Below are 12,779 nucleotides of genomic sequence, written 5' to 3'. Positions count from 1 at the left end.
TGTACTTGTACTATAGTGAACAGTTACTATTCAAAAGCCAAAATGTGATTTATTAGTGTGTGTTTTTGCGTAGATTTTAACTTATTTTTTGAATAAATCACTATGTGTTCCTGTACTGAGAAAGTATAGAATAAACTCTTTATCGTTTTGTTCCCAAACAAGAAGCCAGTCTGGTTGGATATGACATTCCCATAGATCTTTATACTTTCCTTGTAGAGTATGGGCATGATATGTAGGAGGAAGTTTTCCTTCTTCAGAGAGAATTCGAATTACTTCCTTTAGTAATAACATGTCAAGTCCTCTCTTCTTACAACGTTTATATGCTTTCTTGAAGTTTGAAGAATAGCGAATAATGTAACTCATGCATCCAATTGGGCAAATAAATCATCTGCATCTTTAGCCAAATATCCTTTGTCTTTGCCTGAACGGTAGGCCACAATGTCACTTACAATGTCGTCATTCAGTGCCCAACCAGTATCAGGATCGACAATGGTTTCAGTTTTTTCACTGCATGTCTTGACATTAACGACCCCGCTTATAGCTTCAAGAACTTTCTTGAGGTAGGGGATTATCTTATCGTCTTTAATCGTAATTACCAATTGTGTCATTGCAGTTCTGCTCTTGTTGTCTTTGCAAATATAGATTATTTTCTGTCATCTTCCAAATATTTATGTCCTTAATATGATAGGAACTAAATAGAAGCTACACTGTAAAATAAGCCTTTTACGCCTCAATTTTCTGTTCAACCTGCTCCATGAGCCATGCACTTTGTTCGGCAATTGTCATGTGGCTGTTGTCGAGTTCGATAGCATCGGGAGCCTTTCGAAGCGGACTTACCTCGCGATGACTGTCGATATAATCGCGCTCCTGCACGTTTTTCAGAATGTCGTTGAAGTCAGCAGGCATGCCTTTTTCTTTGAGTTCGTCATATCGGCGCTGTGCTCTTACTTCGGCAGAAGCTGTGACAAACACTTTCAGTTCAGCCTCGGGGAAGACTGTTGTGCCGATATCTCGCCCGTCCATCACGACACCTTTGTCTTTCCCCATACGCTGTTGCTGGGCTACCATGGCTTCACGTATGAAAGGAACTGCTGCAATCTGGCTGACATGATTGCTCACTTCAAGCGTCCGGATGTCGTTTTCTACAAGTTCATTATTCAGGTAAGTATCGGGTCTTTCGGCCCTCTTGTTAAGTTTGAATGTTATGTTAATCTTGCTCATCTGCCGTTCAAGGTCAGCCGTCTTGACGCTACCATCGGCATTGAAAAGCCCATTTCTCATGGCATAAAGCGTCACGGCACGATACATGGCACCGGTATCTACATAGACATATCCTAACTTCTTGGCCAAGTCTTTGGCCATAGTGCTCTTGCCACATGACGAAAATCCGTCAATGGCAATGGTTATTTTCTTCATAATGAATAAGCAATATTAATGATGATTGAATTGTTGCTGACGTGATATTTGCCATAGGCGAGGTTGATTTTGAACCGCTCCAAGTTCAAACCTGCACCCATACTGAAGCCTGCCCCGTGGCTACTTTCTTCGCCGGACGTATCGGTAATGCGCATCTCATGCGCCCTGCGGAAGTTGTATCCAAGGCCAACCCAGATGCTTTCTGACAGATGTGCATCGATGCCTGCTACCAAATGGTCGATGAATTTGTAGTTCCAGTGATTCATGTCTACAAGGGTTGCAGACAGCCCAATGGGGGTGTTTGTGAGCTTTTTGCTTACTCCAAGCTGAACATCTAAAGGCATTTTCTCAAACTGGTCATCGTAAGCTTTGAGTTGTCCTCCAAGGTTTTTAGCCACTAACGAAACGCTCCATTCGTGGTCACTGTCATAGTAATTAAGTCCCAAGTCAACGCCCATGGCAATGGAATTATACGAGCTGATATATGATGTTATCAACTTCGCAGCAATGCCACCTGCAAGCCGTTCGGTAAGCATATACGAGAAATAGCCGGCCAACGAGATGTCTTTTGCCGAGAATTCTCCTGTCTGCACATTGTTCTCATCCACCTCTTTTATCTTGCCATAGTTGAGATATTGCGCTGAAACAGCCCACGAAGCATGCTCGCCGACATTGCGGTTGAAGGCTGCACTTGCCATGTTTGCGCCACGCATATAGTTCATATAGTTGAGGCTTATGGTCTTATCTGAAACACTTGAAAGCAGGGCCGGATTGTTGAAAATAAGCGATTCGTCGTCCTCAATCAGTGTGATGTTGTCGCCACCGAGGGCTGCTCCATGGGCACTGTTGGGCAGTCTGAGGAAGTTATATCCCGTCAGACTTTCCTGCGCAACGGCTGGAGTTGCACATAAACTAAATAGAAGTGCGAATGCAGTTATTTTCATTTAATTTTCCTAATTATTCGACAAAGATACGGTTTTTTTCAAATATAAGCATTAATTTTGCCTTACAATGTGAGACCGTTGACAGCATGTTAATGAATAAGTCCAAAGAGACTGTATTTCATATAGCATGAAATGGGTTTCCAATCTGCGTCATTTTACCGTGCAAACTGACGCAGATGAGCGTGTAATCTGACGCAAGTTGCACGGTAAAATGACGCAGATTGCAAGGTGTTCTGAAATCAGTTGGTAGTCAATGAGTTATAGAAAGAGTTTTCAGATGTTGCATGATGCGTGGAGAGTGAATGTGTTTCATATAGCATGGAAATAAAAAAGCCATATCGTGCAGACATAGAACACAAGCGAACAACTAATTTCCTGTTGGGCTTAGTGTTAGTGCTCGCCATGCTTTATGTGGGCTTTGAATATACCTCGGGGCCTGCTGATGACAGTCACAACAATGACATGACCGATGATGTGAGCCAGGATATCGAGCTGATGCCGGCCATGGATGTCAGGGATATGATAGCGGTTGCACCGAGTGGGGCCACACATGCCGTCACCGAAAAACTCAAAGCCGTGGACAAGACGCCCCAAATGGCTGAGAAACTCAGTCCTGACAATGGTGATATGACACAGGGCGTAGGCGGTGAGAACGTGCGTACGAACACGCAGGATGATGCTAATTCTACCGCTGCTCAATCGCAAGTGGCTGTTGACGAGAATGATAATCCGCTGCATTTCCGTATTGTAGAGAAGCTGCCGGAGTTCCCGGGAGGCATGGTTGAGCTGATGAAATGGCTCACACGCAACCTGCATTACCCCGCTTTGGCACAGCGCCAGAGGCTTGAAGGCAAAGTAGTTGTGTCGTTTATCATCAATAAGGACGGTTCTGTTACGAATGAGAAAATAGAGAAAAGCATCGATCCTTTGCTTGACCAGGAGGCCTTACGTGTGGTCAAGATGATGCCGAAATGGAAGCCGGGAATAGAGAAGAACAAACCTTGTCGGACGATGTTTGCCATCCCGATAAACTTTAAGTTATAAAATGAAAGCTGAAGAATTATTAGTAAAGGTCAATGACTTTTTAGACAATCTGAAGTATGATCGCAAGCCAAGTGGCCTGTATGACCCCGTGAAATACGTGCTTTCGATGGGTGGAAAGCGTATTCGGCCAGTGCTGATGCTGTTGTCTTACGGTCTGTTTAAGGACGATGTGGAGTCTGTTCTCATGCCGGCCTGCGCCTTAGAGACCTATCATAACTATACATTGTTGCACGATGACCTGATGGACAACGCTGACATGAGGCGCGGACATGAAACAGTTCATCGCAAATGGGATGCCAACACAGCTATCTTGAGCGGTGATTCGATGCTGGTTCTTGCCTATGAACGCATGGCAAAGTGTAATCCTGTTTATCTGTCAGATGTGCTTCATACGTTCACGGAAACGGCCTTGGAGATAGGTGAGGGGCAGCAATATGACATGGAATTCGAAACGCGCAATGATGTCACTGAAGACGAATACATAGAGATGATACGCCTCAAGACGAGCGTTCTGCTGGCTTGTGCACAGAAGATTGGGGCTATCTTGGCCGGTGCCTCGAAGCAGGATCAGGACAATCTCTATAAATTTGGCGAGCAAATTGGATTGGCTTTTCAGCTTCAGGACGATTATCTTGATGTTTATGGCGACCCGAAAGTCTTTGGAAAGAAAGTCGGAGGAGACATCATCTGCAATAAGAAAACCTACATGCTCATCAATGCTTACAACCGAGCTGATGCCGAACAGCGGCGTGAACTGCAGCATTGGATGGAAGCAGAGACGTTCAACAGCGATGAGAAAGTGGCTGCTGTGACTGCTATATATAATAAGGTGGGCGTGGATAAACTGGCAATTGAGAAGATTGCCTATTATTTTGAAGAGAGTAAGAAGTATCTTGATGCAGTGCAAGTGAGCGATGAACGTAAGGCCGAACTTCGGCTTTATGCACAGAAAATGATGCATCGGAAGAATTAAGTGAACCAATCCCGAGAAGCAGATAATGCCTTATAGAAGATTACCTAAAACGGATGCAAGCAGGCTTAAGGCCTTAAAGACATTGCTTGGAAACGACAGTCTCTACACGGTGAGAGGTCGGTTTGTAGACTGGGAGACTATCAATGCGGCACAACCGGCTTATAACGAACTGAAAACTGCTGTCGACCAATATACCCTTCAGTTGAAAGTACAGACGCGAAGAACGCCGTATGTAGAGAAGCCTCAACGCAATGCAGCAATGTATGTGGGGCATTTCATTCAGGTTCTGCTCATGGCTGTAGAGCGTGGAGAAATACGGAAAGCACAGCTGAAGCTATATGGTTTGGATGAAAAAGCAAAGGCAATGCCGGCTAATCTGAAGTCGGCTGAAGGGTTGCTTGTATGGGGGCCGAAGATCATTGAAGGTGAGAAAGCGCGACTAAAGCAGGGTGGAAGGGCTATCTATAACCCTACTATCAGCATGGTGTCAACCCATTTCGACATCTTTCGTGAAGCTTATGAACAGCAGCGGAAACTGATGTTGCAGACTCAAACAGCGCTTGATAAGGTGCAGATGCTGCGTCCTAAGGTCGATGAAATCATTCTTAATCTGTGGAATCAGATAGAGGCGCACTTTCAGAATGAACCACCCGAGGTGAAATTTGAACAGTGCCGGAAGTATGGGGTGATTTATTATTATCGCCGAAATGAGGAACATATTTATTGAAAATGACATTTACAGATACACATACACATTTAGATGGCGAGGAATTCAAAGCCGATTTGCCCGATGTAATCAGCAGGGCTAAGGAGCAAGGTGTGGGCCGTGTGTTCATTCCTGCCATTGACTTGAAGTCTGTTGACACCGTCCTTGATGTGTGTCGGCAGTTTCCCGGCTATGCTTTCCCAATGATTGGCCTGCATCCCGAGGAAGTAAAAGCCGACTGGGAGATGCAGCTTGATGCAATGAAATCGCGTTTCAATGAGGCTCCTTTCATTGCTATTGGTGAGGTTGGACTTGACTTTTATTGGGACAGGACATTTGAACGGGAGCAGTTGTTGGCTTTTGAAGCGCAGGTGGAGTGGGCTGTTGAGGTGCAATTGCCATTGATGATACATTGCCGTAAGGCCCAGAATGAGTTAGTACATATCCTGAAAAAGTATGAAAGTCGGCTCTCGGGAGGTGTCTTCCACTGTTTCACGGGCAATCAGAAAGAGGCAGAACAGCTGCTGCAATTCAAGAGATTTGCACTTGGGATAGGTGGTGTTTTGACGTTCAAGAGCAGTCATTTGCGTGAAGACCTGCCCGCTTCAGTTCCTTTGGAGCGTATTGTTTTAGAGACAGACAGCCCATATATGGCCCCTGTTCCACATCGGGGAGAACGTAATGAGAGTGCTTTCGTACATTTGGTATTGGAGAAATTGGCTGAGGTTTATGGTGTTTCAGCCGACAAGGTGGCGCAAGTGACAGAAGAAAACGTAAGACGTATATTCACGAAAATATAAAAAACAGGAATAAAGATGAAACATTTTATGGCATGTTTTGCCATGCTGTTGCTGCTGACAGGCTTGCTTTTCAGTCCGGCAATGGCGCAGAACAAGAGTGCAGGTCAGGCAAAAACAGATACGGCGAAAGTCGATACAGCAACTAATGATGATGCTCTTGCAGCCCAACTTGATGAAGCTGTGGCCGACAGTAGTGCGTTGTTGGGAGATGGCGTGACGAGCGAAGGCTTTCATCAAGCCTTGAAAACCAAGTTCATTGAGGGCGATGCAGGCTTCATGTCATTGGTAGCTTTGGCCTTGGTCATTGGTCTTGCCTTCTGCATTGAACGCATCATCTATCTCAGTTTGTCTGAAATCAATGCGAAAAAGTTTATGACCGACCTTGACGAACGCATCATGAAAGGAGATATTGAGGGTGCAAAGAAGTTGTGCCGAGATACCCGTGGCCCTGTAGCCTCTATCTGTTATCAAGGTTTGGAGCGTGTACATGAAAGCATTGATAACATAGAACGGTCTGTTGTCTCCTATGGTTCCGTGCAGGCTGCAAACCTTGAAAAGGGTTGTTCATGGATTACTTTGTTCATTGCCATGGCTCCTTCTTTGGGCTTTTTAGGTACAGTTATCGGCATGGTTATGGCCTTTGATCAGATTCAGACAGCAGGAGATATCAGTCCGACCATCGTGGCTTCAGGAATGAAAGTGGCTTTACTGACAACGATTTTCGGTATCATCGTGGCCCTGATCTTACAGGTGTTCTATAACTATATCCTTTCAAAGATAGAGCATATCACGTCACAAATGGAAGAAAGTGCTATCACTTTGTTAGATGTTGTGATGAAATATAAGTTGAAAAAAGAATGTTAAGACTGAGCAATATAAGGCATTGGCCTACGGAACGGATATCACAACGGGTGCTTTATCTGCTGATAGCGTTGGCTGCAGTGGTGTTTGTTTTGTTCTATGGCATAGGTTATGACCGTCCTTTCGCCGACAATCCAAGCTTCAATGCGCCATTGTTTACCGACTTGTTATTGTCATTGATGCTCGTGTTGACAGTGCTTGCAGGTGGTTTGTCGATATGGGCTGTTGTGCGAAGTGTACGCAAATTGCGTGGCTCGGGTAATGGAATTGAAAACAATGTGCCTGCTGCACGCATCTCTCGAAGTGTCATTTTGGGTACGATAGGCATAGTAGTCTTTTCTTTTCTTGTGGCTTCCGGTCGTGAAATGCTTGTCAATGGACGGCCTTATGGAGATTGGTTTTGGTTGAAAGTATCGGATATGTTCATCTATACATCGGTCATTCTGTTGCTTGTAACCATTGCCGCTGCCATCTATGGCGCTACAAAATATTATCGGGGAGCAAGGAAGTGAGCATGTTTAGGCATAGAAAACATAGGGTTCCTGGACTGAATACGACGTCTACAGCAGATATATCTTTCATGCTGTTGATATTCTTTTTAGTGGCTTCTTCTATGGATGTTGACAAAGGACTCCCACGACAATTGCCGCCTGCGGAGCACAAACAGCAGCAGGATGAGACTGAAGTTGACAGGCAACACCTGTTAGAAATCAAGATAACTGCACAGAATCAGCTGCTTGTTGACGGTAAAGCTATGTCGCAGAAACAGCTTTCGAATCATATCTTACGCTTCATAATGGCACGTGGGAAAAGCCATCTTATCTCTTTGGATGCTCATCCTGAGTCGAGTTATGATGCCTATTTTCATGTTCAGAATGCCCTTGTAGCAGCCTATCGCGAATGGCGTGACCGCACAGCACAGCAGAAATATGGCCGTGTTTACAATCAACTGTCTCCTCAACAACGCGAAGAATTGCGCACACTTTGCCCGCAACGCGTGGCCGAAACCTATAATATGGCAGAGAAAGGAGGCACACAATGAGTTTCTTTCGGCGTCATATTCATGAAATGCCAGGCTTGAATACCGCTTCACTTCCTGACTTGATATTCTCCGTTTTGTTCTTCTTTATGATTGTTACTCACATGCGTAAGGAGACGCTGAAGGTAGAATATCGCGTGCCACAAGGTACAGAACTGACGCGCTTGACTAAGAAGTCGGCTGTCAGTTATGTGCATATAGGTCGGCCGATAAGTAGTCGTTATCCCGTCTCGGCTTTGGTTTTCGACGGTTCGTGCATTCAGTTGAATGACAAATATGTCACGCCGAGCGAAATCATTGATTATATTTCGGCAGAGAAAAGCAGGCTTTCTCCCGAAGATCAGCAATTGATGACCGTCTCTATAAAAGCCGACAAAGCTACTAAAATGAGTGTTGTCAATGAGGTGAAACAGGCATTGCGCCAGGCAAAAGCGTTGAAGATAAACTACTCTGCAACAGAGATAAAGAAATAATTCCTATAAAATTAGATAACAATCTGTCATAATATTATAATTTTAGTTGCAACATTCAAACTAATATACTAACTTTGCAAGCAAATTAATATATAATATGTCACATCATAATTTAGATTTACTGGATAGGAAAATCCTTAAGCTTATTTCAGAGGATGCACGCATTCCATTCCTTGAAGTGGCGCGAGCTTGCAACGTAAGTGGTGCTGCAATTCATCAACGTATACAGAAGTTAACGGCTTTAGGCGTATTAAAGGGCTCACAATTCATTATTGATCCCGAGAAGGTTGGTTATGAAACATGTGCTTATATCGCTCTTTATCTGAAGAATCCAGAGAAGCATGACATCGTCGTTGATGCTTTGAAGAAGATTCCCGAAGTGGTAGAATGCCATACAACTACAGGCGGTATGGATCTCTTTATCAAGCTTTATGCCCACAATAATCGCCACATGATGCAGATTATTCATGATAAACTGCAACCTTTAGGGCTATCACGTAGTGAGACTATCATTTCATTCAGCATGCTCATTGACCGACAATTGCCGATTACCGACATTCAGGTTGAAGAGAATAATGATGAGGATGAAGACGAATGAGCATAGGAGATGACCGTTAACCTGTCCACCATTAACTCGTTAACTCCTCTCCTCAACGTCTCTGATAAACAGTAAATGCGAAGGCAAAAGGGTTGTCTTCGCTTTTTTTATGGGCTTCGTGAGCCACCAAATGCCAGGAGTTATAGGCAGGGAAATAAGCATCGGCCTGCTCTGCCGGGGCATCTATCTCTGTCAGATAAAGCCTGTCGGCCTGCGTAATGGCTTCTTTATACACCTGTTCTCCGCCGATAACGAACACTTCTTCTTCTGTTTGGCACATGTCTAAAGCCTCTTTGAAGGATGAAACACGTGTACAACCATGAAAAGAAGCAACAGATTTACTGATGACAATACTCTTCCGATGAGGCAAGGCGCCGTTGGGCAGCGATTCGAACGTATGACGTCCCATGATAACCACATGCCCCATGGTCAGCCGTTTGAAATGTTCAAGGTCGGCTTTGATGTGGAATAGTAATCTGTTCTGATAGCCGATGGCACGGTTTCGGGCCACTGCTGCAATGAGAGAGAGTATCATTCAATCACAATGTTGTTGTCTTCGGGGATGTGTGAACTTTTGATTTTCCACGCCTGCGGATAGAGATTGTTGGCTCGGTTGCCTAAGTTCTTGGCAAAACCGATAGGAAAATCACGGTAAGTCAATAGCACTATACCGCGCGAAGCATCTGCTTTCAGCGTGACAGCTTCCGTGCGAAGGTAGGCAATAGCTTGCTGATAATCTACTTCTACGTGTGGATAGGCGTGCAAATCTGCCGTTACAGAGAGTGCTTTCGAATGGTCGGGAAGGGTTTGTCTGCCTTTCATCATGTCGGGCAATGGGCCATGTGACAGCACATGTAGCTTCTTCAGTGCCTTTTCATGAATAGCTTTTATTTCTTTCAAGTGCCTTTCTTCGTTCATATCGGCAGGCTCTCCATACTTCCGAAGCACAGCCATGAAGAGGCCTTCTCCACGCGTTTTGCCGGGAACGAAGCGGTAGACAGGGTTCTTGTCGATAAGACTTCCCATGATATTCCATGCTTTTTCTGTAGGAATTTCAATGAAGTCGGCTCCCAATTCCTTGGCTATCCATGCCACATTCTCTTCATCTTCATGTGCATTGAAAGTGCAAGTGGAATATATCAGCAGTCCTCCAGGCTTGAGGCATGACCATATATCGCTGACAATCTCACGCTGCAGGCGGGCACATTCCTCTACTTTCTTCATACTCCAATCGTCAATCGCCCCCGCATCTTTACGAAACATACCCTCTCCCGAGCAGGGAACGTCGGTCAGAATAACGTCAAACTGCAACTTGCTTTGTTGATAGTCGCGGGCATAGTTGTTGGTCACAATGATGTCTGGAACGCCAAATTTCAAGACATTCTCATTCAGAATATTCGCCCGTTGACGTATAGGTTCGTTGCTGAAAAGCAGACTTCCGGCGGGCAAAGCAGCATAGGCGCAAGTGGATTTCCCACCGGGTGACGCACAAAGGTCAAGTATACGGACGGGCTTCTTGACCACTTCGCGCAGCACATGGTCTACAAACATAGATGCCGCTTCCTGCACATAGTAGAGTCCGGCATGTAGCATGGGGTCGAAAGTGAAGTTCGGACGCGACTTCAGAAACATGGCATTGCGGCACCAAGGAACATCAGTTTCCCTGTCTTTCACGCAGACTTGCGCAGTATTGAGCTTGAAAGGGTTGAGCCGAATGCTGACAGGTGCCTCTTCCTGCATGCCTTTTTCAAACGCAGCATACAGTTCTTCACCCATCAACCGGCGTGTATATTCTATGAAATCTTTTGGCAGATTCATGGTCATTTGTCTTGATATATAATGCAAAATTAGGAATTTTTTCGTTCCTTTGCAACTAAACGAGCCGGCGTTTCGTCTAAACAACAGAAATAATAAATAAAGCAATAGATATGAAACAGACTTTTATCACACTCTTGTTAGTGTTGACATTAGGAACAATCCATGTGGCACAGGCACAGCGGCACAGGCACACGCCGCGCACAGAAACCGTGTCTCACAAGGCAAAAGCCTCTGACAGATCTCATAAAGCAGCTGCTGAAAAGGCACAGAATGGAGGAATTGAGGCCTTTTCTGACACCACTTCTTCTGCTGATGATACTGTTGACACGGCTGTAGTCGACACCACTTACACTTCAGGTTATCATGTTCAGGAAGACGATTTCAACGAATCTCCCTGGTTTGTAAAAGCTATCACGGGGGCATTAGGCGTCGGAGCAGTTGTCTTTGCATTTCTGGTTGTGTTGCTTGTATTCTTGTTTCTCGTGTCGCCTTTCATCATTATCATCCTTGTTTTGCGCTATCTCATTCGTCGGCATAACGACAATGTGCGACTTGCAGAGAAGGCCATGGAAAGCGGACAAGCTGTTCCTTCGGGTGCAAAAATTGCGAAACATCGCACTTATTCCAATGAAGATCAGTGGCAACGGGGCATCAAGACGGCTTCAATAGGCCTCGGACTCATGGCTTTGTTCTGGTTTATTGGTGCAGAACAACTCGTTGGAGTGGGCGTCTTGATACTCTGCATGGGGGCTGGACAGATGCTTATCGGGCGCACAAGCCGTAGGAATGAGTCGCCTATTTATGAGGAGTTTGAAGACGAAAAGCAGGATTCTTATGAAGAAGAGTCTACGGAAAACAAGACTCAGAACACGGATAATCAACCACAAGCGTAACGAAACGTGAAGGAACTGAACGATATCTCTCTCGTAACACAGGTGGCTGTGTTTCACAACCGAAAGGCTTTCGACCGATTGGTTGTGAAATATCAGTCGCCTATACGACGTTTCTTTCTGGCCCAAACGGGGGGAGATGTCCAGCTCAGTGACGACCTTGCACAGGATACTTTCATCAAAGCATACACCAATATTACGCATTTCCGTGGCCTGTCGAGCTTTTCAACCTGGCTCTATCGCATTGCCTACAACACCTTTTACGATTATGTGAGGCGTAACAAACCTACGGATGACATTGATGCTCCGGGCATGTCGGGACGTAAGTCGGCAGGAGTGGACAGCGGATTGAAGATGGATTTGCAGCAGGCTCTGCACATTTTGTCGGCCCGTGAGCGTTCTTGCATCACGCTTCAGCTGATAGAAGGGCAGAGCATTGATAAGATATCAGAAATCACGGGCATGGCAGAAGGAACGGTGAAAAGCCATCTCTCGCGTGGAAAACAGAAACTGACCGTTTATCTTAAACAGAATGGATATGACAGATAATCATATTGATGAGAAACTGATTACAAGCTTCTTTGAGGCTCATCAGATAGGAGAAATCGAAGACCGAGGCTTCTCACGCAGAGTGATGCGACGGCTCCCGGAGTCGCGTATGCGTCGGTTGAACACGGTATGGACGCTCCTTTGCATGGTGGCTGTGGTCGTTTATTTCATCATGCAGCAGGGAACGAAAGTGCTTCTTGTGGCTTTAACCCATCTGTGGAGCAGTCTTTCAGAGGCTGTCGTCATGCCCGATTTGAACATGACCACAGCACTGTTGACTTATGTCGGACTTGTTGCGGTGATGATTTTTGGGGTGTATCATGTCTTGAAAAATGTGCAAAGGTATATTTAGGGAGGCTTTTATATGGAGCGATAGCCTTTATATTTATTTAACAAAATACTCAAAAAAGCGGACAAAATCATTTTGTTCGCTTTTTTGTTTGTTGGTAGTTGCGTTCTAAAATCGGTCATTTTGCAAGCTGACTAAAGTCATATCGTCTTGTAATCTGCGTCACTTCACACGCTGATTTGATGCAGATTAGCTGCTGATTTCATATGACTTTGCGAGTGGTTTCAGCCTTTTTATACTTCTTGTTGTACTTAGGCATGAAAAAAGGGAAAGCATCTGCCTGCTTTCCCTACGGCAAAGATAATCAATTTCAGAGGCG

General features: G+C 45.1%; 18 protein-coding genes. 12 read left to right on the top strand and 6 right to left on the bottom strand.

Features of this window, described 5'->3' with window-relative positions; all coding sequences use genetic code 11:
• Positions 1–81: 81 nt before the first annotated feature.
• The 4 genes from HMPREF2983_RS06930 to porQ all read right to left on the bottom strand — a co-directional run bounded on the left by HMPREF2983_RS06930 (position 82) and on the right by porQ (position 2,360).
• Positions 82–363: a type II toxin-antitoxin system YafQ family toxin gene (locus HMPREF2983_RS06930; protein WP_070667505.1), complete on the bottom strand. Its 282-nt coding sequence runs from the start codon at positions 361–363 to the stop codon at positions 82–84.
• Positions 360–608, bottom strand: a complete 249-nt coding sequence (locus tag HMPREF2983_RS06925) for a hypothetical protein (RefSeq protein WP_070667504.1) — start codon at positions 606–608, stop codon at positions 360–362. The genes HMPREF2983_RS06930 and HMPREF2983_RS06925 overlap by 4 nt, the downstream gene beginning before the upstream one ends.
• Before the next feature lie 115 nt (positions 609–723).
• The gene (gene cmk / locus HMPREF2983_RS06920; protein ID WP_070667503.1) at positions 724–1,416 is read right to left on the bottom strand and encodes a (d)CMP kinase; all 693 of its coding nucleotides are present in this window, start codon (positions 1,414–1,416) and stop codon (positions 724–726) included.
• Positions 1,413–2,360, bottom strand: a complete 948-nt coding sequence (gene porQ / locus HMPREF2983_RS06915; RefSeq protein ID WP_070667502.1) for a type IX secretion system protein PorQ — start codon at positions 2,358–2,360, stop codon at positions 1,413–1,415. The genes cmk and porQ overlap by 4 nt, the downstream gene beginning before the upstream one ends.
• 318 nt (positions 2,361–2,678) lie before the next feature.
• Here porQ and HMPREF2983_RS06910 point away from each other — a divergent pair, with 318 nt between their 5' ends.
• From HMPREF2983_RS06910 to HMPREF2983_RS06870, 9 genes are all read left to right on the top strand, one after another.
• Positions 2,679–3,404 carry an energy transducer TonB gene (locus tag HMPREF2983_RS06910; protein WP_070667501.1) on the top strand — a complete coding sequence of 242 codons (726 nt, stop codon included), beginning with the start codon at positions 2,679–2,681 and terminating at the stop codon, positions 3,402–3,404.
• 1 nt (position 3,405) lies between these two features.
• The gene (locus HMPREF2983_RS06905; RefSeq protein WP_004371463.1) at positions 3,406–4,377 is read left to right on the top strand and encodes a polyprenyl synthetase family protein; all 972 of its coding nucleotides are present in this window, start codon (positions 3,406–3,408) and stop codon (positions 4,375–4,377) included.
• Positions 4,378–4,402: 25 nt separating this feature from the next.
• Positions 4,403–5,104, top strand: a complete 702-nt coding sequence (locus tag HMPREF2983_RS06900; protein WP_070667500.1) for a hypothetical protein — start codon at positions 4,403–4,405, stop codon at positions 5,102–5,104.
• Between the two features lie 2 nt (positions 5,105–5,106).
• Positions 5,107–5,883: a TatD family hydrolase gene (locus tag HMPREF2983_RS06895; protein ID WP_070667499.1), complete on the top strand. Its 777-nt coding sequence runs from the start codon at positions 5,107–5,109 to the stop codon at positions 5,881–5,883.
• Positions 5,884–5,898: 15 nt separating this feature from the next.
• Positions 5,899–6,747, top strand: coding sequence for a MotA/TolQ/ExbB proton channel family protein (locus HMPREF2983_RS06890; RefSeq protein ID WP_070667498.1), 849 nt, complete (start codon positions 5,899–5,901; stop codon positions 6,745–6,747).
• Entirely contained in the window at positions 6,741–7,256 is a 516-nt protein-coding gene (locus tag HMPREF2983_RS06885; protein WP_070667497.1) for a hypothetical protein, read from the top strand. Before HMPREF2983_RS06890 ends, HMPREF2983_RS06885 begins: the two co-directional genes overlap by 7 nt.
• A 2-nt stretch (positions 7,257–7,258) precedes the next feature.
• Positions 7,259–7,786 (top strand): ExbD/TolR family protein, encoded by a 528-nt coding sequence (locus HMPREF2983_RS06880; protein ID WP_070667496.1) that lies wholly within the window; start codon positions 7,259–7,261, stop codon positions 7,784–7,786.
• Entirely contained in the window at positions 7,783–8,256 is a 474-nt protein-coding gene (locus HMPREF2983_RS06875) for an ExbD/TolR family protein (RefSeq protein ID WP_070667495.1), read from the top strand. The genes HMPREF2983_RS06880 and HMPREF2983_RS06875 overlap by 4 nt, the downstream gene beginning before the upstream one ends.
• A 97-nt stretch (positions 8,257–8,353) precedes the next feature.
• Positions 8,354–8,854 carry an Lrp/AsnC family transcriptional regulator gene (locus HMPREF2983_RS06870; protein WP_004371456.1) on the top strand — a complete coding sequence of 167 codons (501 nt, stop codon included), beginning with the start codon at positions 8,354–8,356 and terminating at the stop codon, positions 8,852–8,854.
• Positions 8,855–8,906: 52 nt separating this feature from the next.
• Here HMPREF2983_RS06870 and HMPREF2983_RS06865 read toward each other — a convergent pair whose 3' ends face one another.
• Together HMPREF2983_RS06865 and HMPREF2983_RS06860 are read right to left on the bottom strand one after the other, a co-directional pair.
• Complete coding sequence (locus HMPREF2983_RS06865; protein ID WP_070667494.1) at positions 8,907–9,389, bottom strand: dihydrofolate reductase; 483 nt, start codon at positions 9,387–9,389, stop codon at positions 8,907–8,909.
• Positions 9,386–10,672 carry a methyltransferase RsmF C-terminal domain-like protein gene (locus tag HMPREF2983_RS06860; protein WP_070667519.1) on the bottom strand — a complete coding sequence of 429 codons (1,287 nt, stop codon included), beginning with the start codon at positions 10,670–10,672 and terminating at the stop codon, positions 9,386–9,388. Before HMPREF2983_RS06860 ends, HMPREF2983_RS06865 begins: the two co-directional genes overlap by 4 nt.
• Before the next feature lie 110 nt (positions 10,673–10,782).
• Between HMPREF2983_RS06860 and HMPREF2983_RS06855 the strand changes: the two genes are divergently transcribed.
• Genes HMPREF2983_RS06855 through HMPREF2983_RS06845 form a run of 3 tightly spaced genes read left to right on the top strand, consistent with a single transcriptional unit; the run spans position 10,783 to position 12,463 of the window.
• Positions 10,783–11,565, top strand: a complete 783-nt coding sequence (locus HMPREF2983_RS06855) for a DUF6249 domain-containing protein (protein WP_004377275.1) — start codon at positions 10,783–10,785, stop codon at positions 11,563–11,565.
• A gap of 6 nt (positions 11,566–11,571) precedes the next feature.
• Positions 11,572–12,111 (top strand): RNA polymerase sigma factor, encoded by a 540-nt coding sequence (locus HMPREF2983_RS06850; protein WP_070667493.1) that lies wholly within the window; start codon positions 11,572–11,574, stop codon positions 12,109–12,111.
• Entirely contained in the window at positions 12,095–12,463 is a 369-nt protein-coding gene (locus HMPREF2983_RS06845) for a DUF5056 domain-containing protein (RefSeq protein ID WP_070667492.1), read from the top strand. Before HMPREF2983_RS06850 ends, HMPREF2983_RS06845 begins: the two co-directional genes overlap by 17 nt.
• Positions 12,464–12,779 lie beyond the last annotated feature (316 nt).

Source organism: Prevotella sp. HMSC077E09, from assembly GCF_001814685.1.
Lineage (GTDB): Bacteria > Bacteroidota > Bacteroidia > Bacteroidales > Bacteroidaceae > Prevotella > Prevotella oris.
The sequence above is the reverse complement of the archived record's forward strand: the minus strand, read 5'-3'. Positions and strand labels throughout refer to the sequence as shown.

Coding starts and splice junctions, on each gene's coding strand:
- HMPREF2983_RS06930 (WP_070667505.1), bottom strand. CDS start 363: ATGAGTTACATTATTCGCTATTCTTCAAACTTCAAGAAAGCATATAAA.
- HMPREF2983_RS06925 (WP_070667504.1), bottom strand. CDS start 608: ATGACACAATTGGTAATTACGATTAAAGACGATAAGATAATCCCCTAC.
- cmk (WP_070667503.1), bottom strand. CDS start 1,416: ATGAAGAAAATAACCATTGCCATTGACGGATTTTCGTCATGTGGCAAG.
- porQ (WP_070667502.1), bottom strand. CDS start 2,360: ATGAAAATAACTGCATTCGCACTTCTATTTAGTTTATGTGCAACTCCA.
- HMPREF2983_RS06910 (WP_070667501.1), top strand. CDS start 2,679: ATGGAAATAAAAAAGCCATATCGTGCAGACATAGAACACAAGCGAACA.
- HMPREF2983_RS06905 (WP_004371463.1), top strand. CDS start 3,406: ATGAAAGCTGAAGAATTATTAGTAAAGGTCAATGACTTTTTAGACAAT.
- HMPREF2983_RS06900 (WP_070667500.1), top strand. CDS start 4,403: ATGCCTTATAGAAGATTACCTAAAACGGATGCAAGCAGGCTTAAGGCC.
- HMPREF2983_RS06895 (WP_070667499.1), top strand. CDS start 5,107: ATGACATTTACAGATACACATACACATTTAGATGGCGAGGAATTCAAA.
- HMPREF2983_RS06890 (WP_070667498.1), top strand. CDS start 5,899: ATGAAACATTTTATGGCATGTTTTGCCATGCTGTTGCTGCTGACAGGC.
- HMPREF2983_RS06885 (WP_070667497.1), top strand. CDS start 6,741: ATGTTAAGACTGAGCAATATAAGGCATTGGCCTACGGAACGGATATCA.
- HMPREF2983_RS06880 (WP_070667496.1), top strand. CDS start 7,259: ATGTTTAGGCATAGAAAACATAGGGTTCCTGGACTGAATACGACGTCT.
- HMPREF2983_RS06875 (WP_070667495.1), top strand. CDS start 7,783: ATGAGTTTCTTTCGGCGTCATATTCATGAAATGCCAGGCTTGAATACC.
- HMPREF2983_RS06870 (WP_004371456.1), top strand. CDS start 8,354: ATGTCACATCATAATTTAGATTTACTGGATAGGAAAATCCTTAAGCTT.
- HMPREF2983_RS06865 (WP_070667494.1), bottom strand. CDS start 9,389: ATGATACTCTCTCTCATTGCAGCAGTGGCCCGAAACCGTGCCATCGGC.
- HMPREF2983_RS06860 (WP_070667519.1), bottom strand. CDS start 10,672: ATGAATCTGCCAAAAGATTTCATAGAATATACACGCCGGTTGATGGGT.
- HMPREF2983_RS06855 (WP_004377275.1), top strand. CDS start 10,783: ATGAAACAGACTTTTATCACACTCTTGTTAGTGTTGACATTAGGAACA.
- HMPREF2983_RS06845 (WP_070667492.1), top strand. CDS start 12,095: ATGGATATGACAGATAATCATATTGATGAGAAACTGATTACAAGCTTC.